Source organism: Streptomyces bullii (assembly GCF_042657145.1).
In the GTDB taxonomy this organism is placed as follows: Bacteria; Actinomycetota; Actinomycetes; order Streptomycetales; family Streptomycetaceae; genus Streptomyces; species Streptomyces bullii.
Genome location: NZ_JBHSNY010000003.1, coordinates 1 through 23,884, shown reverse-complemented (window position 1 = coordinate 23,884; position 23,884 = coordinate 1). Strand labels below are relative to the sequence as shown.

Annotated in this window: 17 protein-coding genes; 9 read left to right on the top strand and 8 right to left on the bottom strand. The window is 73.5% G+C overall.

Annotation, left to right across the window (positions count from 1 at the left end; genetic code table 11):
• The first annotated feature begins 27 nt into the window (after window positions 1–27).
• Window positions 28–972 (top strand): aldo/keto reductase, encoded by a 945-nt coding sequence (locus ACFPZJ_RS07935; protein WP_381019044.1) that lies wholly within the window; start codon window positions 28–30, stop codon window positions 970–972.
• A gap of 24 nt (window positions 973–996) precedes the next feature.
• On the opposite strand, the gene ACFPZJ_RS07930 is transcribed toward ACFPZJ_RS07935, so the two are convergent.
• From ACFPZJ_RS07930 to ACFPZJ_RS07915, 4 genes are all read right to left on the bottom strand, one after another.
• The gene (locus tag ACFPZJ_RS07930) at window positions 997–2,352 is read right to left on the bottom strand and encodes a PrsW family intramembrane metalloprotease (RefSeq protein WP_381019042.1); all 1,356 of its coding nucleotides are present in this window, start codon (window positions 2,350–2,352) and stop codon (window positions 997–999) included.
• A 24-nt stretch (window positions 2,353–2,376) separates the two neighbouring features.
• Entirely contained in the window at window positions 2,377–3,225 is an 849-nt protein-coding gene (gene trmB / locus ACFPZJ_RS07925) for a tRNA (guanosine(46)-N7)-methyltransferase TrmB (RefSeq protein ID WP_381019040.1), read from the bottom strand.
• 403 nt (window positions 3,226–3,628) lie between these two features.
• Window positions 3,629–4,828, bottom strand: a complete 1,200-nt coding sequence (lhgO, locus tag ACFPZJ_RS07920; protein ID WP_381019038.1) for an L-2-hydroxyglutarate oxidase — start codon at window positions 4,826–4,828, stop codon at window positions 3,629–3,631.
• Between the two features lie 92 nt (window positions 4,829–4,920).
• A complete protein-coding gene (locus ACFPZJ_RS07915; RefSeq protein ID WP_381019036.1) occupies window positions 4,921–6,345 on the bottom strand; it encodes an MFS transporter in 1,425 nt (474 codons plus the stop codon).
• Window positions 6,346–7,047: 702 nt separating this feature from the next.
• On the opposite strand from ACFPZJ_RS07915, the gene ACFPZJ_RS07910 reads away from it, so the two are divergent.
• Both ACFPZJ_RS07910 and ACFPZJ_RS07905 read left to right on the top strand, forming a co-directional pair.
• Window positions 7,048–9,174, top strand: a complete 2,127-nt coding sequence (locus ACFPZJ_RS07910) for an asparagine synthase-related protein (protein ID WP_381020111.1) — start codon at window positions 7,048–7,050, stop codon at window positions 9,172–9,174.
• A 297-nt stretch (window positions 9,175–9,471) separates the two neighbouring features.
• On the top strand, window positions 9,472–9,999 hold the full coding sequence (locus ACFPZJ_RS07905; RefSeq protein ID WP_381019035.1) for a hypothetical protein: 528 nt from the start codon (window positions 9,472–9,474) through the stop codon (window positions 9,997–9,999).
• 4 nt (window positions 10,000–10,003) lie between these two features.
• On the opposite strand, the gene ACFPZJ_RS07900 is transcribed toward ACFPZJ_RS07905, so the two are convergent.
• Both ACFPZJ_RS07900 and ACFPZJ_RS07895 read right to left on the bottom strand, forming a co-directional pair.
• Entirely contained in the window at window positions 10,004–11,773 is a 1,770-nt protein-coding gene (locus ACFPZJ_RS07900; RefSeq protein WP_381019033.1) for a sigma-70 family RNA polymerase sigma factor, read from the bottom strand.
• 645 nt (window positions 11,774–12,418) lie between these two features.
• Window positions 12,419–13,168 carry a TetR/AcrR family transcriptional regulator gene (locus ACFPZJ_RS07895; protein WP_381019031.1) on the bottom strand — a complete coding sequence of 250 codons (750 nt, stop codon included), beginning with the start codon at window positions 13,166–13,168 and terminating at the stop codon, window positions 12,419–12,421.
• Between the two features lie 376 nt (window positions 13,169–13,544).
• Between ACFPZJ_RS07895 and ACFPZJ_RS07890 the strand changes: the two genes are divergently transcribed.
• On the top strand, window positions 13,545–14,924 hold the full coding sequence (locus ACFPZJ_RS07890) for an NAD(P)/FAD-dependent oxidoreductase (RefSeq protein ID WP_381019029.1): 1,380 nt from the start codon (window positions 13,545–13,547) through the stop codon (window positions 14,922–14,924).
• Window positions 14,925–15,113: 189 nt separating this feature from the next.
• On the top strand, window positions 15,114–16,757 hold the full coding sequence (locus ACFPZJ_RS07885; protein ID WP_381019027.1) for an ATP-binding SpoIIE family protein phosphatase: 1,644 nt from the start codon (window positions 15,114–15,116) through the stop codon (window positions 16,755–16,757).
• Between the two features lie 61 nt (window positions 16,758–16,818).
• Here the strand turns inward: ACFPZJ_RS07885 and ACFPZJ_RS07880 are convergent, their stop codons facing one another.
• Complete coding sequence (locus ACFPZJ_RS07880; RefSeq protein ID WP_381019025.1) at window positions 16,819–17,478, bottom strand: LuxR C-terminal-related transcriptional regulator; 660 nt, start codon at window positions 17,476–17,478, stop codon at window positions 16,819–16,821.
• Window positions 17,479–17,768: 290 nt separating this feature from the next.
• On the opposite strand from ACFPZJ_RS07880, the gene ACFPZJ_RS07875 reads away from it, so the two are divergent.
• From ACFPZJ_RS07875 to ACFPZJ_RS07865, 3 genes are read left to right on the top strand one after another with little or no spacing between them, the layout of a single operon-like run.
• Window positions 17,769–18,137 carry a peptidase inhibitor family I36 protein gene (locus ACFPZJ_RS07875; RefSeq protein WP_381019023.1) on the top strand — a complete coding sequence of 123 codons (369 nt, stop codon included), beginning with the start codon at window positions 17,769–17,771 and terminating at the stop codon, window positions 18,135–18,137.
• A gap of 1 nt (window position 18,138) precedes the next feature.
• A complete protein-coding gene (locus ACFPZJ_RS07870; RefSeq protein WP_381019021.1) occupies window positions 18,139–18,831 on the top strand; it encodes an ABC transporter ATP-binding protein in 693 nt (230 codons plus the stop codon).
• Window positions 18,828–21,479 (top strand): hypothetical protein, encoded by a 2,652-nt coding sequence (locus ACFPZJ_RS07865; protein ID WP_381019020.1) that lies wholly within the window; start codon window positions 18,828–18,830, stop codon window positions 21,477–21,479. Before ACFPZJ_RS07870 ends, ACFPZJ_RS07865 begins: the two co-directional genes overlap by 4 nt.
• Window positions 21,480–21,511: 32 nt before the next feature.
• Here ACFPZJ_RS07865 and ACFPZJ_RS07860 read toward each other — a convergent pair whose 3' ends face one another.
• Complete coding sequence (locus ACFPZJ_RS07860; RefSeq protein ID WP_381020109.1) at window positions 21,512–22,771, bottom strand: MFS transporter; 1,260 nt, start codon at window positions 22,769–22,771, stop codon at window positions 21,512–21,514.
• A gap of 123 nt (window positions 22,772–22,894) precedes the next feature.
• Between ACFPZJ_RS07860 and ACFPZJ_RS07855 the strand changes: the two genes are divergently transcribed.
• Complete coding sequence (locus ACFPZJ_RS07855) at window positions 22,895–23,443, top strand: MarR family winged helix-turn-helix transcriptional regulator (protein WP_381019018.1); 549 nt, start codon at window positions 22,895–22,897, stop codon at window positions 23,441–23,443.
• Window positions 23,444–23,884: the final 441 nt, after the last annotated feature.

Below are 23,884 nucleotides of genomic sequence, written 5' to 3'. Positions count from 1 at the left end.
CTACCGGTACGGGTGTTGCCGCAGAGCATGACGTCTCTTCGCAAGCTCGGCTCCTCCGATCTGGAGGTCTTCCCGCTCGCTCTCGGCGGCAACGTCTTCGGCTGGACCGCCGACGAGGCGGCCTCCTTCGCCGTCCTCGATGCCTACACGGCCGCCGGCGGCAACTTCGTCGACACCGCCGACGTCTACTCGGCCTGGGCCGAGGGCAACCGGGGCGGCGAGTCAGAGACCCTCATCGGCAAGTGGCTCGCCGCGCGCGGCAACCGCTCGGACGTCGTCATCGCCACGAAGGTCAGCCAGCACCCCGAGTACCGCGGCCTGTCCGCCGCGACCATCAAGGCCGCCGCCGACGCCTCCCTGCGCCGCCTCGGCACCGACTACATCGACCTCTACTACACCCACTACGACCAGCCCGAGGTGCCGGTGGAGGAGATCATCGGCGCCCTGGACGAGCTGGTGAGGGCGGGCAAGGTGCGGCACATCGCCGCCTCCAACATCTCCGCGGAGCGGCTGAAGGCGTCCCTGGACCACTCCGACCGCGAGGGCCTCGCCCGCTACGTGGCGCTCCAGCCGCACTACAACCTGGTTTCGCGCGCGACGTACGAGGGTGAGCTGCGGGACCTCGCCGAGCGCGCCCGACTGGCCGCCGTGCCGTACTACGCCCTCGCCTCCGGGTTCCTCACCGGGAAGTACCGGCCCGGCACGACCGTACGGAGCGCGCGGGCGGGCGGCGCCGCCAAGTACCTGGAGACCGAGCGGGGACGGCGGGTGCTCCCGGTCCTGGACGAGATCGCCGCGGCCCACGCGGTGCCCGCCGCGACGGTCGCCCTGGCCTGGCTGGCGGCCCAGCCGACGGTGACCGCGCCGATCGCCTCCGCGCGGACCGTGGAACAGCTCCCGGCCCTGCTCGCAGTGGCCGAACTGCGGCTGACGCAGGAGGAGCTCGACCGGCTGACCCGGGCGTCGGCCTGACGGCCCGGCCTTCCGCGCCGGGCCCTACGACCTGTACGGGTTGTACGCCGGATACGGCGCCGTGTGCGCCGGATACGGCGCCGCCGGGTGTCCGTGGCCGCCGGACGCCCCGTACACCGGCCAGGGCGGCGCGACCACCGGGACGGGCGGGGCCGTGACCCTCGCCGCGTGGTCCAGCGCGGGCCGCGCCAGGTCCCGGCGCCGCCACAGCTCCTCCAGCAGCTCCCGTTCCCGTACGACGAAGTCGGCGCCCGCGCGGCCGCGGCGCGCGCGGTGGCGCAGGAACGCCAGCGAGGTCGCGTACGCCTCGTACTGCGCCACCGCCCGGGCCGCCTGGCGCCCGGCGTGACGGCGGGCGTACTGCCGGGCAATCCGCCGCGCGCGCATCGAGCCGAGCGCGAACGGCTCGGCCGGCGTCAGCCACCCGGCCACCGCGTAGGCGGGCAGCTCCTCCCGTACGGTCCTCAGCTCGCGCTGCCGGGTCCAGATCACCAGCCAGGTCAGCACCCCGAACGTGGGCACCATGAATGCCGCGTACACGGCGAGGAAGCCGTACTCGCCGAGCGTCGAGGAGCCGTTCCACAGCGCGTGCATGCCCATCGCCAGCAACAGCCCGCAGAGCGGGAGCAGCAGACGCCGTACGCGCTGCCGCTCCGTCGCCAGGGCGGAGATGCCGAAGCCGATGCCGGTGAGGACGGTGAACAGCGGGTGCGCGAACGGCGACATGATGATGCGCACGAAGAAGGTCGCCGCCGTGACGGAGGCGATGCCGCGGTCGCCGGTGAGCTGGTCGGTGCCGAAGGCGTTGCCGAGGTAGAGGATGTTCTCGGTGAACGCGAAGCCGGTGGCGGTGACCCCGGCTATCACCACCCCGTCGAGGATCCCGGTGAAGTCGCGCCTGCGGAAGAGGAAGAGCAGTAACACGGCGGCGGCCTTCGCGGACTCCTCCACTATGGGCGCGATGACCGTCGCGCCGAGGGTGTCGGCGCTGGAGGGGTCCGCTGTCGCGGTCGCTATCCACCGGGTGGCGAAGCTGTTCGCGACGATCGCTATCAGCGCCGCCGCGCAGGCGCCCCAGGCGAAGGAGAACAGCAGGTTCCGCCAGGGGCCCGGCTCCACCCGGTCCAGCCACCGAAAGGCGGCTATCAGCAGGGGCACGGGCAGCACGGCCAGGCCGAGCCCGACCAGGAAACCCTCGGTACCGGTCTCCTCGCGGACGAGCGCCAGGATGACCAGGCCGGAGAGCGCGAGGAGCGTACTGAGGGCTCCGTAACGCACCGACGTCCTCTGCCACCAGTGCGCGTGCCGCAGTCTGCCGCCCGCGGCTGCGTCGCCCGCGGGGCCGGTGGGGTGCGTCGGGTACGGGGGACAGGTGGCCACGGCATTGACCCTAACGACGTGGTGCTACATGGGCGGCTGTACGGGGTGCTGTACGGGCTGCCGTACGGCGTGCTGTACGCGACGGAAGAGCAGGTCGTTCACGACATGTCCCTTGTCCAGTCCCTGGCCCTCGAAACGGGTCAGCGGGCGGAAGCCGGGGCGCGGCGCGAAACCCCCGTCCGCCTGGGTGTTCTCGAAGTCGGGGTGCGCCGTGAGCACCCCGAGCATCTGCTCGGCGTACGGTTCCCAGTCGGTCGCGCAGTGCACGATCGCGCCCGGCCTGAGGCGGGTCGCGGCCAGGGTGAGGAAGGCGGGTTGGATGAGCCGGCGTTTGTGGTGCCGCTTCTTCGGCCAGGGGTCGGGGAAATAGACGCGGAGGCCGTCCAGGGAGTCCGGGGCGAGCATCTCGCGCAGGAGGATGATCGCGTCGCCGTTGCCGACGCGGATGTTGGTCAGGCCGCTGCGGTCGGCGAGGTTGAGGAGGTTGCCCTGGCCGGGGGTGTGAACGTCGACCGCGAGAATGTTGGTGCCGGGGTCGGCGGCGGCCATCTGGGCGGTGGCCTCGCCCATGCCGAAGCCGATCTCCAGGACGACGGGGTTGTCGTTCCCGAACAGCTCGCTGAGGTCGAGGCGGCGGGCCCCGTCGATATCGAACCCCCACTTGGGCCACAACCGCTGCAGCGCGTCCGCCTGCCCGGCGGTGACGCGGCTCCTGCGCGGCTGGAAGCTCCGGATGCGCCGCTCGAAGTGCGACCCGGCGGGATCGGCCTTCGGCCCGTCCGGGAAACGCGGCTCCCCCTTGGCCCGGAAGTGCCGGACGGACGTCCCGGGGGTCGGGTGGGGGGCTTCGGGGGTGTTCACGGAGTCAGTCACAGTGAGGTCGATTTTACGGGGGGCGTAATGCTTGCGGCGGTGGGGCGGGGTGCCTGCGGCGGTGGCGTGGGGTGCCTGCGGCGGCCTGTGCGGCTTCGGTGGGGGCTGCTGTAGCGCCTGCCTGTCGGGGGTGGGTCGGGGACGCGCCGGGGGTGTCCGTCCTCGGGCTGCCGCACGGTGTCTTTGCGGGGTGCTGCGGGCTTCCGGCAGCCGCTGCGGGCGGACACCCCCCCGACACGTCCCCTTCCCGCCGTGGGCGGCCGTGAACGCGTCGACATCTGTCCCGTCCTTGCTGCGGCGGCAGCCGCTCAGCCGCCAGCTCCTCGCGCCGGGTCGCGCATCGCCCCGGCCCCGGCAGCGGCGCCGAGCAACCTGGAACCCACCGCGCCGACAGCCCACCGGTTCACTCACGCCCCAGTACGGCCAGCGCCCTCCTCGCCACCTCCCTGCCGATCGGCAGGGACGCCGTCGCCGCGGGTGACGGCGCGTTCAGGACGTGGACCGTTCGCGGCACCTCCCGGATGAGGAAGTCGTCCACCAGCGTCCCGTCCCGCAGTACCGCCTGCGCCCGCACTCCCGCCGCCGTCGGCACCAGATCGTCCTCCGTCACCGCGGGCAGCAACCGCCGTACGGCCTGGGTGAACGCACCCTTGGACAGGGACCGGCGCAGCTCGCCCGCCCCGTACCGCCAGTGCCGCCGCGCTATCCGCCACGCGCCCGGCCAGGTGAGTGTCGTACCCAGCTCGGCGAGGCGTACCGTGCCCCAGTCGTAGCCCTCGCGGGCCAGCGCCGGCACCGCGTTGGGGCCGATGTGCACGCTGCCGTCGACACCGCGTGTGAGGTGCACGCCGAGGAACGGGAACGCCGGGTCCGGGACCGGGTAGACCAAGCCGCGGACCAGGTCGGGGCGCGCCAGCTCGTAGTACTCGCCGCGGAACGGCACGATCCGTACGCCGGGGTCGTCCCCCGTCATGCGGGCGATCTCGTCGCAGTACAGGCCCGCGCAGTTCACCAGGACCCGGCCGCGTACGACGTCCCCGGTCGTGGTGCGCACGGCGACGCCCAGGTCGGGGCGCCGGTCGATGCGCACGGCCCGCGCGCCGTAGCGGATCTCCGCTCCGGACGCCTCGGCCAGTTGCCGGGCCACTCCGGCGAAGTCGCAGATGCCGGTCGTGCCGACGTGTATCGCCGCCAGGCCCCGCACCTCGGGCTCGTACTCGGCGATCTGGGCCGCTCCCAGCTCCCGTACCGGTATGCCGTTCTCCCGGCCGCGCTGGACCAGTCCGTGCAGGCGGGGCAGTTCCGCGCGGTCGGTCGCGACGATCAGTTTGCCGGTGACGGCGTGGGCGATGCCGTACTCGGCGCAGAACTTGACCATCTCGGCGGCGCCCCGCACCGCGTAGCGCGCCTTGAGGGAGCCGGGACGGTAGTAGACGCCGCTGTGGATCACGCCGCTGTTGCGACCGGTCTGGTGGCGGGCCGGGCCCGGTTCCTTCTCCAGCACCGTGACGCGCGTGCCCGGCGCGGCCCGTGTGATCGCGTACGCCGTCGACAGGCCGACGATTCCGCCGCCGATCACCAGCACGTCGCAGTCGTATGCCATCTCGGCCCGCACCTGCGTCACCTCCCGGTTTCGATAGTGCACTGTGCCACTGACAATGCGTTCAGACCCGGGGCGTGCGGGGAGCGGCCGGCTCAGGCCGGGGCCATCAGGAGCGGTCGCGCGCGTTCCCGCAGCTCGACCACGCGCGGCTCGTCGCCGTACGGCTCCAGGCGGTGCAGGAGATCCCTGACGTATTCGGTGGTGCGGGCCGAGGAGATGCGTCCGGCCACCTCCACCGCTCTGACGCCCTGCTCGCAGGCCGCGTCGAGGTTGCCCGACTCCAGTTCGGCGACCGCGGAGACGACCAGCCGCAGACCGTGCGAGCGGACGAACTCCTCCGTCGGTTTGGACAGCGCCTGCTCGGTGAAGCGGCGGACCTGGCGGGGCGCCTTGAGGTCGCGGTAGCACTCGGCCGCGTCGGCGGCGAAGCGGTCGTAGGAGTAGAAGCCGAGCCAGCTGGGGTCGTGGTCGCCGGGGCGGGCACGCTCCAGCCAGCTCTCGGCCGCCTTCAGGGCCGCGCCGGCCGCCTGGGCGTCGCCCGCACGCGCGTGTGCCCGGGCCTCGACGAGGCGGAAGAAGCTCATGGTGCGGGCCGTGGCCAGGCCGCGGTTGCGTTCCAGGGCCGCCTGGGCGAGGTCCACGCCCTCGTCGCCGAAACCGCGGTAGGTGGCCTGCAGGGACATGGAGGCCAGGACGTAGCCGCCCAGGGGCACGTCGGCCGCCGCCCGGGCCAGGCGCAGGGCCTGGATGTAGTAGCGCTGGGCCGCCTCCTGCTGGCCCGTGTCGAAGGCCATCCAGCCCGCCAGGCGGGTGAGTTCGGCGGAGGCGCCGAACAGGGCCCGGCCGACCTCGTCGGAGTAGGAGCCGAGCAGGAGGGGCGCGGCCTCGACCCGCAGGCACTCGGGGACCATCGACGAACGCCAGTCGCCGCCGCCGTACTTGGAGTCCCAGCGCCGCGCGTCCTCGGCGGCCTCCCGGAGCTTCCGCACATCGCTGTGGCCGACTTTGATCGGTGCGCCGGAGCCTTCGGAGGGGTTCGCCTCGCGCGCCACCGAGCTGTCGGCCGGGGTTATCAGCCACCGCGAGGCGGGCGTTGCGTAGGCGCTCACCGCGAACGATCCGGCGAGCGACTGCCAGATGCCGCCGGAGCCGGCGCGGCGGCCGGCGAGGTCGAGGCGGTACAGCTCGGTCGCGGACTTCACCGCCTGTCCGACGTCCCGGGGGAAGGCGAGGCCCACCTCGGGCGCGGGGTCGGCGTCGGCCAGGCCGATCTCGTGGAGCGGCACCGGGCGGCCGAGCTTCTGGCCGATGGCGGCGGCGATCAGGTGCGGCGCCGCACCCTGCGGCACCATGCCCTTCGACACCCAGCGCGCCACCGACGTCTTGTCGTAGCGAAGCGTCAGCCCGCGTTGCGCGCCGAGGTCGTTGACGCGCCGTGCGAGTCCGGCGTTCGAGATACCCGCGAGGGCGAGAACGGCGCCGAGCTTTTCGTTCGGCCCGCGTTGCTCCCTGGACATGCGCCACCCCTCGACACAGACGGCTGCCGCGCTGGCATAACCACGCGGCATTCGTAAACCCAGCGTAGTTCGCCGCATCCCAAGCGTTAAGGGGCATTGTTCCGGTTGGCGGGATTGTGGTCCGCACTCAAGTGCGGGTCGGACACGCGCTGTTGCGGCGTGCTCCCGGTGTGTGGCCGTGCGCCCGTCCGTGCGCTCTTCTCCAGCCACCTGGGGAGCGGTTCCATGGTCCGTGCGTGGGTCGGCCCGCTGTACTGGATCCAGTGGGCTGGGGGACACCGCCGCCTCCATCCCCGCGGGCGGCGGAACGGTCCGGGGGGCGGGCTCCGCCTCCCGGACTGCGCGACCGCCGGGCGGTACGCAGAGCCTGTACGGAGCGTGTTCGACTCTGTTCTCGTTGCTCCGATTTGGCTGAAAATAGGCCCCACTCTTCCGGGGGAATCACCGCATCTACCACGGTACTTGAGGGCGCGTTGGGTGTTCTCAGGGGCGCTTTTCGGGGCGCATTTCTCGTCGCCGGTGCCGCGTGCCGACCGGGTTCGGCGCGGCGCGGACGTGGGCCGATGGGGCTCGGGCGCGCACGCGGGGGCGCGTTTGCCGGAGCGCAAGCGGATCCGCGCACCCTCCACGGCGTGTCCTTCATGGCAGCATGGTGAACCGGTTCGTACGGTGCACTGGTTGTCCACAGCTGTGGAGGCGTCGATGCGGTGGTTGGTGGGATGGAGCAGCACCGCCGCGGGCGCCGTCCGGGCCGGCTCCGCGGGAGCCACCGGGTACGACATCGGAGCCGAGGGCGAGACCGTGCACCCGGTCGGTTCCCAGCTGCTGTGGGGCGGTCCCGACCCGCTGTGGGCGGTCGGCGACTGGCGCCCCGACGAGGTCCGGGTCGTGACGGCCGACGAGCAGACCCGTATCGCCGTCCTCGGCATCTGCGGGGCCAGTGACGAGCAGTTGCGTGTCGCCCTGTTCGCCGCGCGCGGGGGAGCGCTTCGGCACCTGACGGCCTGGCCGGGCAGCTACACGGCCGTGGTGCGGGTGGGCCGGCGGATCACCGTCTGCGGCGATCTGGCGGGCGCGCGCCCCGTGTTCCACACCCCGTGGTCCGGCGGCACGGCGTTCGCGACAGCCGCGCTGCCGCTCGCCGACCTCGTCGAGGCCAACCTCGACTTCGGACACCTCGCCGCGCTGCTCGCCGCCCCCGATGTGCCGGCCGCGCTGCACGACTCCACTCCGTACGACGGCGTGAGGCGCGTTCCGCCGGGGCATGCGCTGATCCTGCGCGCCGGGGCGCGGGAAGTCGCCGGATACGAGCCGGTCGCCTCCCTCGCGGTCGCCGCGCCCCCGGCCGACCCGGACAGCGCGGTCGACGCCGTGCGCGACGCGCTCGTCGAGGCCGTCCGTACCCGTCTGTCCGCGCCCCGGCACGTGCCCGGGGACGGCATCGACCCCGGCCCGGTGCCCGGCATGGGGCCGGCCGAACGGCGTGCCGCGCGCGGGATGCCGGTTCCGGGGATCGGCGCCGACCTGTCCGGGGGGTCCGCCTCCGGCACGCTGGCCCTGCTCGCGGCCGGGCTGCCGGGCATGCCCGGCACGGTGCTGGGCCACGGCACGGGCGCCGGGGAGCGGCTGCTGGCCGTCACGTTCAACGACCTGGCCGTCGGCGGCCGGGAGGCCGAACTGGAGCGGGCCGGTGCGCTGGCGGCCAACCCCCGCCTGCACCATGTCGTCGTGGCGGGCGGTGAGGAGACCCTGCCGTACGCCGACCTGGACGGGCCGCTGACCGACGAACCGGGCCGGTGCCTGGTGACGGCGGCGCGGCACCGGGCCCGGCTGGCCGCGGGCAGCGCCGACCACTTCACCGGCTACGGGGCGCGCCAGGTCCTCGACGCCCACCCCGCCCGCCTGGCCGACCTGCTGATGGACCGCAAGCGGCGCCACCTCGTGCGTCCCGTCGCCGCGCTGGCGAAGGCCGACGGCTCGGTGATGGTTCCCGCGCGCGTGTACGCCGCGGCACGGCGGCTGGCCCGTACGCCGTACCGGGCGGGTCTGGAGTCCCTGGCCGAGGTCCTCCTGGAGCACCGCGCGGACGGCTTCGACGCGCCCGACGGCGCGGTGGAGGCCTCGCTCGCCGCGCTGACCTGGGGCAGACCCGGGCCGGCGGCACGCTGGCTGACGGGTGAGGCACTGGCCGAAGTATCGGTTCGCCTGCAGGCGTCGACGCACCGCTCCGAGGTGGGGCCCGGGCAGCGGCCCGGCGACTTCCGCGCGCGTGCGGCACTGGCGCGGTACGCGGCGGACCTGCGCGTGCTGGAGCAGGCCGCGGAGATCCGCTTCCAGCGACTGCACGCACCGTTCCTCGACAACCAGGTGGTGCGGGCCGCGCGGGCGCTTCCCGAGGCGCTGCGGGTACGGCCGGGGGCGCGGGCGGCGATCCTGCGGACCGTGCTGGAGGGCGCGGGCGTACGCGAGTTGCCGCCGGGCTGGGGCGCGCCGACCCAGACGACGGCGACGGCCGCCGCGCGTACGGGGCTGCGGACGGCGGCGGACTCCCTGCTGATGCTGTTCGAGACACCGCTGCTCGCGGAGGCGGGACTGGTGGAGGCGCGGGTGGTCCGGGCCGCGGTGCGCCGGGCGGCGGCCGGTGAACCACTGCCGGTGGACGGCCTGGCGGACCTGGTCTCCCTGGAGCTGTGGCTCCGTCGGCTGCTGTCCCGGCGCGGCACGTGCTGGACGGGCACACCGGCCCGGCAGCGGGCGGTACCGGCGGGGATCGCGCCGCAGCGGGGGGCGTTGGGGGCGGCTGCGTCCGGGGGTGTGGCGGGGGTGTGACGCGGTGTGCCTCCGGCGGTCCGGCCGCGGTGGATGCCTGCGGCGGCCCGTGCGGGAGCGGTGGGGGTGCTGTAGCGCCGGCCGTTTCGTCGGGGCTCGGGGCCGCGCGGAGGGTGCGCGTCGGCTGGAGCTGCCGGAAGTCGTGCCTCCCCCAGTGCCTGAAGAGCCTGGGCGGTACCCCCAGGGCGGCACGGGTGGGCGCAGCGGTACGCCGTCGCGCCGGGTGCGCACCCACCTCGGCACGGCACCCACGCCGATCCCCCTGTCAGCCGCCGCGGCCGGACCCACCCCGTCACAATGACCCAGTGCGGTACAGGATCCTGGGCGTCACCCAGGCGGAGGACGACCACGGCGCCGCACACCGCCCGGGCGCGTGAGCTGTGGGAGGCGGCCCGGGCGGAGGCCGCGCGGGGGACGCCGCCGCCCCAGTTCTCGGTGATGCTGGACCTGGTCGACGCGATGCTCACGGCCGGCGAGTCGGGCCCGGAGCACGCCGTGCCCAAGCTGGCCTGCGCGCTGCGCGAGGCCGTGCGGAAGCGGTGCTCCGAGACCATCCGGGCGACGCTCGTGGACCGTGCGGCGGGGTTGCTGTGCGAACTCGACGACGCCCGGCGCGCGGCACGGCTGATCGGCGCTGGTGAGCGCTGGCGCCGTGGCCGTCCGCGTCCCATGCCGGAGCGCGCACAGGTCGAGCGGGCCGAGGCCGCCGCCCGCGCGGTGCTCGGCCCCGGGCGGTACGCGGCGGAGTGCCGCACGGGCGGGTCCCTCACCGCCGAGGACGTCCTGCGGGAGCTGGGCGAGGCCGGTGTCCTCCGGCGCGCGTGACCCCTCAGGGGCTCGGGCGGGGGTGAACCTCCACACCGCCCGGTCCGTCGTCGACGTCGACATCGACCAGCGCGTCATGGGCGATCGAGGCGTGGTCGGGGTCCACGGTGAGGGAGGAGCGGGCGCGCACGGTCACGCCGTGCTCGTCACGCCGGTCGGCGACGGACAGACTCGACCGCTGCCGCACCCACGCGCTCTCGACGACGCTCAGCTCGGGCCCGGTGCCCTCGCCGGTGACGTCGTACGACACCTCGCTCCGCTGGTGCATGGCCGGGACGGCCGGGACCGGCGAAGTCGGCGTGGGCCCCGGTGCCGGCGTAGAAGTCGGCCGCGGGGTGGGCGTCGCTGACGAGGTCGGTGTCGGTGCCGAGCCCGTCGTCGGCTCGGACGTCGACTTCGCGGTCGGAGCCGAATGCCGGGAGGTCGCACGAGCGGGCTCGTTCACCCCGGGCCCAGGCCCGGGCTCCCCCTCCGAAGACGCGGGCGGGTCCTCGGTGGGTCGGCTCACCGGGGAGGACGCCGGCGGCGCGGCCTTCGGCTCCTGTTCGGGGGTGTCGTTCCCGGCGAGGGCCAGCGCCAGTGCCGCGGCCGCCGCCACGCCGACCACACTGGCCGCGATGCCCGCTTTCACGGGCGCGCCGAGCCCCTCGGAGGCCGCCGCACCGCCACCGGCTCCCGCCGCGCCGGACGAGCCGCCGCCCGCCGCCGCGGCCGTACCCGCGCCACCGGCCGCGCCCGCTCCGGCGCTCTGGGCGAGGAGCCCGGCCGTCCTGCCGTACCCGGCGGCACCCAGCCAGCCGATGACGGCGACCGGCACGACGGCCGGGATGCCGCCGGCGACCTCCTCGATCTGGCTCGCGGCCAGCCTGCACTTGGCGCACTCCTCCAGGTGCTTGCGCAGGCCCCGCTCGGCGCGGGTGCGCAGCCGGCCCCGGGCATAGGTGCCGAGCTGGTCGGCATAGCGCGCGCACTGCTCGTCGTCGGCGAGCGTGGCGCTGACGTGGGCCTGGAGGTAGGCCTGCTTGAGTCCCTCACGGGCGCGGCTGGCGAGGACGCGGGTGCCGTTGGCGTCCAGACCGAAGAGCGTGGCCACCTCGCTGGGCGACTCGTCCTCGACCTCGGTGTGCCACAGCACGGCCTGCCACCGCTCCGGCAGCGACCGGAAGGCCCGCATCGCCAGGGACTGCTCGGCCTCGTGCAGGGCGCGGACGTCGGCGCCCAGGCCCAGCGTGTCGTCGTCGGACACCTCGGAGCTCCGCGCGGCCTGCGTGGCGAACACCGCGAAGTCGTCGACGAGCTGCTCCCGCTTCGCCGACCGCGTCCAGCCGGCGGCCACGCGACGCACGGAGGTGAGCAGATACGCGCGGACCGCGTGCCGGGGTCCCGAGCCGCCGCGGACCGCCTGGAGCATGCGGGCGAAGACCTCGGCGGTCAGGTCGTCCGCGGTGTGGGCGTCCCGGCAGCAGGTGCCGGCGTACCGGCGCACCGCCGTGGCATGGCGCCGGTACAGCTCCTCGTACGCGCTGTCGTCGCCCGAGCGCATCCGGCCGATGAGGTCGGCGTCGGACGGCGGCTGCTCGCGCGGCGGCGGCAGGACGCCGTCCTCGTGCCGGTTGCGCTGTGCCGGGACGACAGCGTCCGAGGGCACCGCGACATCGTCGTCCGGCGGGGTGCCGGCCCGTCCCCCCTGATGCGGCACCCGTGGTGACATCGGGCCACCGGCCGTGGCGCCGCCGCCGTCATCGCACGGCTCGTCCCGCCCGTCAACGCTCATCGCGGAAAGCCTCCGCCAGCCGCTCTACCAGTCCGAACACCGGGTCAGAGTGCCATATTTGCTTTTCTTCAGTGCACCGCAGGACGCACCAACCACTCGTCCGTGGGGACTTGCCGGAGACCAGTACATGACCGTCACCCGTCCGGGGAAGCCTCGACCTCCCGGCAGGGGCGGCTGCCGCCGCGTCGATCTCGTCGCGTGGCCCGGTGCGCGGACTCCGTAGCCGCCCACGCCCTGTCGGCACCTCCGTACCGGCGCGGCTCGCAGGCAGTGCGAGCCGCGTGGGAGGGGCCCTCGCCCTTCGGCGTTGGTCGGGCCGGTACCGGAGGCCTGCCACCAGCACCCTCCGGCCTCACGCCGGCCGACATCGCAGGCCCGTCAGCAGGGCCGACCGGCCTTACGCCGACCGGCACCGCAGGCCCGCCAGCAGAACCCTCCGGCCCTACGCGGGCCGGGACCGCAGCCCCTCCAGCAGGATGTCCAGCAGCCGGGCCCAGGCGGCTGCCCGGAGCGGCGGGCCTGCGCAGTGGCCAGGCCCTGCCGTCACCTGCGCGCCTTTTCGGCTCGCGGCCGTGCGAGCCGCGCGCAAGGGTTCCTCGGCCTTACGCCGGCCGGCACGGCCGTCCTTGCAGCGGGCCCCCGGCCTCACGCCGGCCGGGACCGCAGCCCTTCCAGCAGGATGTCCAGCAGCCGGGACGAAGCGGCCGCCTGCTGTGCCGCGTCCGGCAGCGAGGGGGCGGCCGTCGCGATCACCAGGAGCACGTCCGAGACGGACACGTCGGGCCGCAGCTCACCCGCCGCGCGTGCCCGCTCCACGAGCCGGCCCACGACCTCCAGCAGCTCCGCCGCGCCCGCGTCGTCCTCCGGCGCGAGAACCGGCGGCTCCTCGGACACCAGCCGCAGCTCACCCGAGCCCGGCTGCGTCCGCTGCTGCGGCACCCGGGCGGCGGCCTCGTCGGCCACGCCCACCCGCAGCACCTGCGGCGGCAGCAGCCGCCCGGCGCCGGAGGCCACCGAGGTGCGCAGGAAGCGCGACAGTGCCGACCACGGCTCGTCCTCCTGGCCGAGCGCGGCACGCGCCTGCTCGGTCAGCCGGGAGGTCTCCTCCTCGGCTATCCGGCGCACCAGGACGTCCTTGCTCGGAAAGCGCCGGTACACCGTGCCGACGCCGACCCGCGCGCGCCGCGCCACGTCCTCCATCGGCGCGCCGTACCCCAGCTCGCCGAAGACCTCGCGCGCCGCGCGCAGTACGTGCTCCAGATTGCGCTGTGCGTCCACACGCAGCGGAGTGGTCCGCGCTCCGTTCCCGCGTCCGTTGCCCACCGCCGCGCTCATCGTCGCTCCGCCCGATGTCACGGCGGAAGCGGATGACCAATGCGAGTTCTGAACATGCATATGCGTTCCCCCGGTAATGACGTCTCCCCCCGGAGACCTCTCCCCGTCATGTAAAGCCGGAGCGCGCGGAACAGGCCCGCTTCCCGAACCCGCCGTCGCGGACCCGATGAGCGCATCCCCCTACACCCCGTCGACACACGAACATAGTTGAGAGGGAGTCAATTCAGAAGGGGCAGGTTCCGCACGGAGCGCCCCCCGATCGGACCACGGGTCGGATACGCCCCGATTGCGCCTCGGCCCGGCCCCCGGCTCACCCCCGCTGACCTGCGCACCTTCCTCGCGCTCCGGCAATCCGCCCCGGCCCGCGCGCCCGCGCCGTACGGTCACACAATTCGTCGGGGCTGTGGACAAACGCAAGCGGCGGGTGCGTCATGGGATGGTGAAGGAACGTGCGCGCATTCTCGTTGTCGGCGGCGGCTACGTCGGGATGTACACGGCCCTGCGCCTGCAGAAGAAGCTCAGGCAGGAGCTGAGGCGGGGCGAGGCGGAGATCACGGTCGTCACCCCCGACCCGTACATGACGTACCAGCCGTTCCTCCCGGAGGCGGCCGCCGGCGCCATCTCGCCGCGCCACGTCGTCGTACCGCTGCGCCGTGTCCTCGACCTCTGCCGCGTGATCATCGGCGAGGCGAAGTCCGTCGACCATGCCAAGCGCACGGCCACCATCGCCACCCTCGCCACCGAGGAGGAGGGCACGGGCGGACAGCAGCTGACGTACGACGAACTGGTCCTCGCCCCCGGCTCCGTCTCCCGCACCCTGCCCGTCCCCGGCCTGGCCGACCACGGCATCGGCTTCAAGACGGTCGAGGAGGCCATCGGCCTGCGCAACCACGTCCTGGAGCAGATGGACATCGCCTCCTCCACCCGCGACCCCGCGATCCGCGACGCGGCCCTCACCTTCGTCTTCGTGGGCGGCGGATTCGCCGGCGTCGAGGCGCTCGGCGAGCTGGAGGACATGGCCCGCTATGCCGCGCGGTACTACCACAACATCCGGCCCGAGGACATGAAGTGGATCCTGGTCGAGGCCTCGGACCGCATCCTGCCCGAGGTCGGCGAGGAGATGGGCCGCTACACCGTCAGCGAGCTGCGCCGCCGCAACATCGACGTACGCCTGCAGACCCGTCTGGAGTCCTGCGCGGAGCGGGTGGCGGTCCTCAGCGACGGTGGCCGTTTCCCGACCCGTACGGTCGTGTGGACGGCCGGCGTCAAACCCCACCCGGTCCTCGCCGCCACCGATCTGCCGCGCGAGGACCGCGGACGCCTGAGGTGCACCGCCGAGCTGACGGTCGAGGGCGCCCCGCACGCGTGGGCCGCGGGTGACGCCGCCGCCGTCCCCGACGTCACCGCCGGGGAACCCGGCCGGGAGTGCGCCCCCAACGCCCAGCACGCCGTCCGCCAGGCCCGGCTCCTCGGCGACAACATCGTGCGCTCCCTGCGCGGCGAGCCCCTGGAGACGTACGCCCACAGGTACGTCGGTTCGGTGGCCTCCCTGGGCTTCCACAAGGGCGTCGCCCACCTCTACGGACGCAAGCTCAAGGGCTACCCCGCCTGGTTCATGCACCGCGCCTACCACCTCAGCCGCGTGCCCACCTTCAACCGCAAGGCGCGCGTGCTCGCCGAATGGGCCCTGGCCGGGCTCTTCAAACGGGAGATCGTCTCGCTGGGTTCACTCGAACACCCCCGGGCCGAGTTCGAACTCGCGGCCGGTGGAAAGCCTTCCCACGAGCCCCCGGGCAACCCGAAGGGGTCGTCCTGACCGGACCCAGGAACTCCACCGGCCGGCCCGGCGTCTGACGGATGCCGACCCGGACCGCACACTGCCAGACTGGTCCACCACCGCGGGCGGGCCACCACCGCGGACGGGCCGCCGCTCGTCCCGGTGCGGCTCCCGGGGCCCCGGCCGGTTCCGGTGCCGGCCGCCGACAACTACACGAGGCAAGGATTCGTGAACTTCACGCGCTGGAGCGCCCGGCTCCCCGGAACGCAGCGCCGCGCGGCAGCGCGGACCGAGCAGGCGGTCCCCACGGACCGGCGGGGAGAAGGCTCCGTCCCCGCCGCCCGCGCCGAACAACTGACCGACGAGACACCGCCCGTACCCGCCGTCGACGACCTGAGGGTCGGCGAGGTCCTCGACCGCGTGCCCTCCCTCGCCGCCCTGGTCCACGGCCCCGACCACCGCATCGCCTACGTCAACGACGCCTACACGGCCGCCTTCGGCATCCGCCCGATCGGCGCACCCGCGCGCGAGGCGCTCCCGGAACTCGACGAGCTGGGCCTGCTGCCCCTGCTGGACCAGGTCCTGCGCAGCGGCAGGCCCCGCACGGTCAAGTCCCGCAAGGCCCCCGACGGCCGCTCCTACACCTTCACCTGCACCCCGGTCACCGAGGGGGACGGCGGTGTACTGGTCTTCGCCACCGACGTCACCGACCACGCCGAGGCCGCCGAACGCCTGCGCGCCAGCGAACGCCGCCAGCGCGAGACGGCCGTGACCCTCCAGAGGTCCCTGCTCCCGCAGGAGCTGGAACAACCCGACGACCTGCGCATCGCCGCCACCTACCACCCCGGCGGCACGGAGGCCGCGGTCGGCGGCGACTGGTACGACGTGATCACCCTGGGCGGCGGACGGACGGCCCTGGTGATCGGCGACGTCATGGGACGGGGCGTGCGCGCGGCGGCGGTCATGGGCCAGCTGCGCACGGCGGTCCGCGCGTACGCCCGTCTCGACCTGCCCCCGCACGAGGTGCTGCAACTCCTCGACGGCCTGGCCGCCGAGATCGACGCCAACCAGATCGCCACGTGCGTGTACGCCGTCCACGACCCCAACGAGGGACGGCTGGTGTACGCCTCGGCGGGCCATCTCCCCATCCTGGTCCGCGACGAGAACGGCACGGTCCTGCGCGCCGACGAACCGACCGGCCCCCCGCTCGGCACGGGCGGCTGGATGCACTCCTCCGGCTCGGTCCCGCTGGGCCCCGGCTCGACGGCGGCCCTGTACACCGACGGCCTGGTGGAGCGCCGCAACGAGGACCTCGACGAGGGCATCGCCGCGCTGGAACGCGCCCTGGCCGGAGCCACCGGCACCCCGCAGGTGGTCTGCGACCGCCTGGTGCGCTCGGCCGGCGTGACGGCCGACCACGACGACGACGTGGCCGTCCTCGTCCTCCAGCACCCGGCCCGCACCGGCCCGGAGGGCGAGCTGTTCCGCAACGCGGCCCTGGAACTGCTCGGCGGCGTGGAAGCGGCCCCACGCGCGCGTGCCTTCGCCTCCGGCGTCCTCACCAGCTGGCGTTTCCCCGCCGACCTGCACGATCTGGGCGTCCTGGCCACCAGCGAACTGGTCGCCAACTCCCTCCAGCACGGCACGCCCCCGATGCGGCTGCGGCTGCGCCGCACCGACCGCCGTCTGATCATCGAGGTCACCGACGGCGACGACCACCTCCCGAGGCGCCGCCGTGCGGAACCCGGCGACGAGTCGGGCCGGGGCATCGCCATCGTCGCCACGATCGCCTCGAACTGGGGGTGCAGACGCACACCGGGCGGCGGGAAGGCGGTGTGGTGCGAGTTCGTACTGCCGCGGGCGGTGACGTGACGGCCAAGGCGCCGTCCCCGCTGACGGCAGCGCTGGAGGAGGGCGCTCAGGTACCGGTCCGCTACGTGGGCTCCGGCACCTGCCGGTCCGGCCGCTCGGCGGTGCCGCCCCCCGCGCACCAGGCGATACGGGCCGCGTGCAGGCGGGTCTCGACGCCGAGCTTGGTGTAGATGCGGCGGAGGTGGTCCTTGACGGTGTCGGGACTCAGGCTCAGCGCGTCGGCGATCTCCCGGTTGGGCAGGCCGTCGCCGACCAGCGCGAGGACGTCCCGTTCGCGAGGGGTGAGCGTGGAGACCAGGGCCTCGGCGGGGGCCCGTTCCCGGTCCACCGCCGCGGGCCGGACGTAGGCGGCCTTCAGGGCCTCCGTCAGGCAGGGATCCAGCGCCAGGCTGCCCTGCGCGACGGCCGTGACCGCCCAGGGCAGGTGCCGGGCGGCGGTACCGCGGAGCAGCACGCCCGCCGCTCCCTGGCGGAGCAGCTGGCGCGTGCCGTGGCCGGTGAGCTGCTCGGCCAGCACGACACAAAAGGGCCTGCCGGGGCGGCCCGGACACCGCAGCAGGGTGTGCAGGGCCTCGCTCTCCGCCGCGTGGCTGATCACCAGCACGTCGGGCCGTGACCAGCGCACGATGTTCGCCACCGTGCCGGGAGCCCCCTCGGCCACCACACTGAACTGCCGGGTTTCCTCCAGCACCGTACGGACCGCGACGCGCGCGGAGAGCATGGGAGCCACCAACGCGACACGCACCATCTGATCCCCCGTAGATCGACTCGTTGGTCACCAGAACACGCTGTGGTCAAGAGCGGTTCTTCAGACTTCAACCAGCTTGCGCAGCCTCACACTTGACCCTACGTCGGTCAAGCGCTTACTGCCGCTGCACAAGTCATCCCATCCTGTCAACTCCCCTGTCGAGGGGAAATAGCTCCCGGGCCCCCCGCAAGGGGGGTACAGCCGTGGCGAGTGGTGCTGCAGATTCGTCACCACACTGCGAACACAGCACCAGAGGGGGAACGATGAGAGTCAAGACGGCCCTGGCGGCGGCGATGATCGTGGGCGCCGGCCTGTTCACCACACAAGGCGTGGCGAACGCCGCTCTGAGCGACTGCAACTCGAACAACATGTGCATGTGGGGCAACAACGACTTCCGGTGGATGATCGGCGAACGCGCCCACGGCTCCGGCACATGGGCGAACCTGAGTGGTGACCGCAACGACGAGATGGACTCGTGGGCCAACCGCTCCGCCAGCCACACCGGTTGCATGGCCGAGCACTCCAACGGCTCCGGCGACCGGCAGAGCATGCACAGGAACGACAGCGACAACAACGTGGCCCCCTGGAACAGCGACGAGATCTCGTCCTGGCGTACGACGAACGGATGCTGAGTTGACCGCAGCCGCTGGTGCACCCCTGGTCCGGACGAGCGGAGTGTGCAAGGCCTACCGCTCGTCGGCCGAGACCGTATGGGCCGCGCGAGACGTGGACTTCACCGCCCGGGCGGGCGAGTTCGTGTGCGTGTACGGCGCCAGCGGCTCCGGCAAGTCGACCCTGCTCAACCTGCTCGCCGGCCTGGACCTCGCCGACTCCGGCGAGATCCGGGTCGGCGGGGTCGACGTGGCCGCGGCCGACGAGGCGCAGCGCGCTCGCCTGCGGCTGCGCACCGTCGGCGTGGTCTTCCAGGAGCACAACCTCATCGACGAGTTCACCGCCGCGGAGAACGTCGCCCTGCCCCTGGAGGCCGACGGCCTGACCGTGGCCGAAGCCCGTGAGCAGGCGCTGGAACAACTCGCCCGCGTCGGCCTGACCGGGCTGGAGGACCGGTTCCCCTGGCAGCTCTCCGGCGGCCAGCGGCAACGGGTCGGAGTCGCCCGGGCGCTCACCGGACAGCGGTCGGTGCTGCTGGCGGACGAGCCGACCGGCGCGCTCGACTCGGCGGCCACACGCGAGCTGTTCGAGCTGTTCCGGAGACTGTGCGACGACGGCGTCCTCGCCGTGATCTGCTCGCACGACCCACGCTGCCGCGACTTCGCCGACACGGTCTACGAGGTCGTCGACGGCCGACTGGAATCCCGCGCGTGACCAGCACGGACAACGACACGGGGGCACAGGCCCGCATGACGCACCAGCCCGGCGCACACGGCCGTACGACGCCCGCCGGCACGACGTACGACGGTCAGCTGCGCCTGGCCCTGCGGCTCGCCCGGCGGCTGGCCCGCTCGCGGGCCCTGGCCCGCTCGGTCGCACTGGTCTTCGTCGCCGCGCTGCTGGTGATGGCCATGTTCGTCACCCTGCGGACGCTGTCCCTGTCGGGCGACCAGGTCGCCGACAACGAACTGGGCCGCTACGGCGCGAAGGTCGGCTACGGCAGCGGCGTGTCCCTGCTCCCCGGCGACGACACCTTCGTCACCGACCTGCGGAGCCGGCTGCGCGCCGCCGGAGCCACGGACGCCGACGTCGTGCTCAGCGCGACCGACGTCCAGCTGAACACCACGCCCGCCCGCAACGTGACGGCCCTGGAGACCGACTGGACCTCCCGCCCGTACCCCGAGCGGTACGAACTGCTGTCGGGGCGGTGGCCGAGCCGCCCGGGCGAGGTGGCCGTCACCGAGCCCGGCGACGTGCGCACCCCGGCCGGCAAGACGCTCACGGTGCTGGGCGACGTACGGCTCAAGGTCGTCGGCACCGTCGACGACCGGTCCGCGGACAGCACCAACCTGCTGCTCGGCGCGGGCACGTGGGCCACCCTCGACCCCTCCCTGAGCGAGGGATTCCCGGTCCTGGCCGCCCAGATGGACGTGGTGTGGTCGGGGGAGCGGCCCGAGGCCGTCGTCGACGCGTTCGCCGGTGCGGCGCGCGCCTGGGCCAAGGGGCGGGACAGCGAGGAAGCCGCCGCGCTGAGGCGGGACGGGCGGACGGCCGTGGCCGCCACCCTGGTCACCCGGGAGCAGCTGTCCTCCCGCCCGCAGAAGACCTGGATCGAGAAGACCCCGGCCGGCTACACCGTGCCCTCCCTGCTGGTGCCCACCGCAGCCGTGGCCCTGGTGTTCGGGCTGAACGGCCGCCGCTTCCGGCGTACCACCACCACCCTGGTCTCCCTGGGCGTCCCCCGTACGACGGCGGCGGCCGGCCCCGCCCTGGCCGCAGTGGCCTGGTCGCTGGCCGCGGCCGGGTGCGGAGCCGTCGCCGGTGTCGTCGTGGGCATGGGTGCCCGCCTGCTCGTCTCCCACCTGCGCGACCGACCCGCCGGCCCGGTCGACGACCTCGCCACGCCCGCGCTGCGGCTGCTCGCCGTGGTCCTGGTGACCGGCCTGGTCGCCGGGGCGGTGCTCGCCCGCACCGGACGCGGCAGCGCCGCACGGTCCCCCCGCGCGGACGATGACACGCCACAAGCCGACCGCCCCTCGGGCCGCCGCGCCCGCGACGCCCGGCACCTGCTGGCCGTCGCCGCGTGGTGCGCCACGGCGGTGTACGCCACCCGGGTCGACTCACCCGCCCAGGCCATGGTCCTCACCGGCATCCTGATCGGCGCGGTGCTCCTGACCATCCCCGAGGTGTTCGCCGGACTGCTCAAACTGCTGCCCGAGGGCGGCCCCCGGCGCCGCCTGGTCCGCCGGCAGCTCGCCGCCGACCGGGCCAGGGCCTGCGCCGCCCTGGCCGTGCTCACCGTGCTGCTCGGCGCCTCACTGGGCTACGTCACCCTGCTGGACACCCTGATCCGCACGGTGGAGAAGCAGTCGTACCCGGCGGTCCTCCCCGGGCAGGTCCTGCTGGCCGGCCACCAGAGCGACACCTACCCGCCCGGCAAGGCGCTGCTGCGCACGGCCGACGCCTCCGGCGCGCTCGACGGCCGGCCCCGCACGGAAGTGCGGTACCTGATGACCGACGACCTGGACAACCCACGCATGGCGAGCCGCGAAGGCGACGACGGCAGCCTGCTCGCCGCGGACACCCCACAGGACGTCGAACGGCTGATCGGCCATCGACTCGACTCCGCCCAGACCTCCGTACTGCGCGACGGCGGCCTCCTGGTCTGGTCGCACGCCACCGACGCCCCCATCGGATCCGACCCGCGCGTCCGGCTCGTCGTCCGCGAGGGGGACAAGGTCCTGGGCCGCACCGCCGACCTGCCCGCCACCGCCCTCGACGTGGACCCGGCCGAGTGGCGCGCCGGCTCCGACGGCATCATGCTGCGCTCCACCGCCACCGCCCTGGATCTGCCGATGCAGCCCCACGGACCGGTCATGGTCACCGGCGTCCCCGACGCCAAGGCCCACGCCCTGCAACAGGCGGTGATCAACGCCGGCATGGACGCCGGAGCCGTCCTGATCCACGTGGAGCCCGACGACCCGGTGCCCCCGGCGGCACTCCTGGCCACCGCGGTCGGCCTGGTGGTCCTGGCCCTCGCCGCCGTGCTCGCCGCGACCCGCAGCCAGACCCGCATCCTGCGCCGCTACCTCGCCCGGCTGATCGCCGTGGGCATCCCGCCGCGCTGGGCGCGCCAGGTCCTGCTCTGCCAGCACGGCGCCCTCATCGCCGTGAGCACCCTGCTCGGCCTGGTCATCGCCGTGCTGCCGACGGTCGTCCTCGCGGCACGGATCTCGGGCTTCGTGCTGAGCGTCCCGTGGTGGCAGCTGGGCGTCCTGGCCGCGGCGATCTACCTCGCCGCGCTGCTCGCCGCCGTCCACTCCGCCCACCGGCTCCGCGTGACCGAGGCCCGCTCGGCCTGACCGGACGTCCCCGGCCGGGGACGTCCGGTTCCTCAGACGTCGGCGGACACCGGCTCCCCGCCCCGGGCCACCACCCGGCTCCTCGCCGACCACGGCCGGTCCTGGACGTCCGTCAGCTCCCGCCCCAGACGCACGGCCAGCACCGTGATCCCCAGCGAGATCACCAGGAACGCCACGATGTACGGCGCGTGCAACGAGGCCCCGAGCGGCCCGCCCACCGCCGGCCCCACGGCCAGCGCCAGCTGCTTCACCAGGGCGAACGCCGAGTTGTACTGCCCGGCCAGGCCGGTGGGCGCCAGATCGGCCACCAACGGCGCCACGGTCGGCGACAGCATCGCCTCACCGAGCCCGAACAGCGCGTACGTCGAGACGAACGCGGCCGTCGCCATCGCCTGGCTCGTCTCCCCGAGCCCCGCGTACCCGGCCACGGCCCACGCCACGGCCCAGATCAGCCCGACCGCCGCGACGACCCGCGACCGCCTCCGCCGCTCCACGAAGCGCAGCACCGCGAACTGCGCGACCACGATCACCAGCGTGTTCGCCGCCAGCGCCGTGCCCAGCGCCGACGTGGAGATCCCGGCCGCCTCGACCCCGTACGCGCTCAGCCCCGACTCGAACTGCCCGTAGCAGGCGAAGAACAGCACGAAACCCAGCACACACAGCTGCACCATGGCACGGTTGCCCAGCAGTTGCCTCCAGCTCCCCCTGGCGGACGGCGCGTCCCCGATCCGCGGCGCGCGCGGCATCCGCACGGTCGTCATCACCACGACCAGCAGCAGGAACATCGCCGCCTCGATCGCGAACAGCAGCGTGAAGGAGGAGACGCGGGTGGTGTCGACGAGGTGCCCCCCGATGAGGCCGCCCACCCCGAGCCCGAGATTCTGCAGAAAGAACTGCAGGGCGAACGCCCGCGACCGCGTCTCCGCCGACGAGCAGTCCACGATCATCGTCGCCAGCGCCGGCTGCATCACGGCCTGCCCGGCCCCGAGGACGGCCGCCGACAGCAACACGCCCACCGCCCCGCTCGCCAGCCCCAGGCTCAGCGCACCGACGGCGGCGGCGACCAGAGCGGCGAGCAACACCGGAAGCGGGCCCCGCCGGACGATGGCCCGCCCGGCGAACGGCAGCACGATCAGCGCGGCCACAGCGAAGACGGCGAGCACGAGACCCGCCGTCATGGCCCCCAGCCCCCGCACCTGCGCCACATAGACGTACAGGTAGGGGACCGTGAAGCCGAGCCCGAAAGCGCTGAGTGCGTTGCCCACGTGGATCCGGCGCATCGCTGCGCCCATCGCCCTGGTCACGTTCACCTCTCTCACTGGTTAGGACTGAAGACTTCGAAGCTAAACTTCGAAGCTAAAGAGTACACATGCAAGGACTTCAAGGCAAAGCAAGGGCATGCGATACTGCCGCCCATGGCCGACACCCCCGGGGCCGGCGAGCCGACCCTCGAAGAACAGATCGCCGCCTACCAGCGCGAGTTCCAGGACCTCGACCCCCAGGTCGAGAAGATCGTGTCGGCGCTGTCCCGCCTGAACCGCCGTATGAACGTCGCCTACGGCCGCCAGACCGCCGCCCTCGGCATCAGCAACGCCGAGTGGGAGGTCCTCAAGGCCCTCGTCCTCTCCGGCGCCCCGTACCGCATGGGCCCCAGCGACCTCGCCAAGCGCCTCGGCCTGACCCCGGCCGCCATGACCCACCGGATCGACCGCATGGTCTCCGAAGGGCTGGTGACCCGTGAGAGGGACGAGTCCAACCGCGTACGAGTGATCGTGGAGCTGACCCCGGAGGGACGAGAGAAGTGGCTGGAGGCGATGCGCCTGGCGTCGGTCTTCGAGGAGGACCTCCTCCAGGACCTCTCCCCAAAGGAGCGCATGGCCCTGGGAGAGGTGCTCACCCGGCTGCTGCGCAGGGTGGAGCACGCCCAGCCGGACGCCGGCGGACGCCTCTCCGACCTGGACTGACGCGGGTCCAAAGATCTTGACAAGGGGCGCTTGACAGTCACCTGGTCGATCCGTAGAGTTCTTCGGGTTGCCGCAGAGACGTAACGGTTCTGCGACAGCACTTCCGCCGCACGAGCGGCATCCAACCACCAGCAAGATCTCTCCCCACGGGGTTGATTTCGGCATGCCCGAATTCAATTTCCATTGGGCGGCGACGAACGTGATCGACGCCGAGCGACTCCGATTTTGGAATCGCCGAGAGAGCGCGCTAAGGTTGGAGACGTCGGAACGGCCCAACAGCCGGGAAGACACCCCCTTCTGACTGAGGATCAGGCCCGAAAGGATCTGATAGAGTCGGAAACACCGAAGGGAAGCGCCCGGAGGAAAGCCCGAGAGGGTGAGTACGAAGGAAGCGTCCGTTCCTTGAGAACTCAACAGCGTGCCAAAAGTCAACGCCAGATA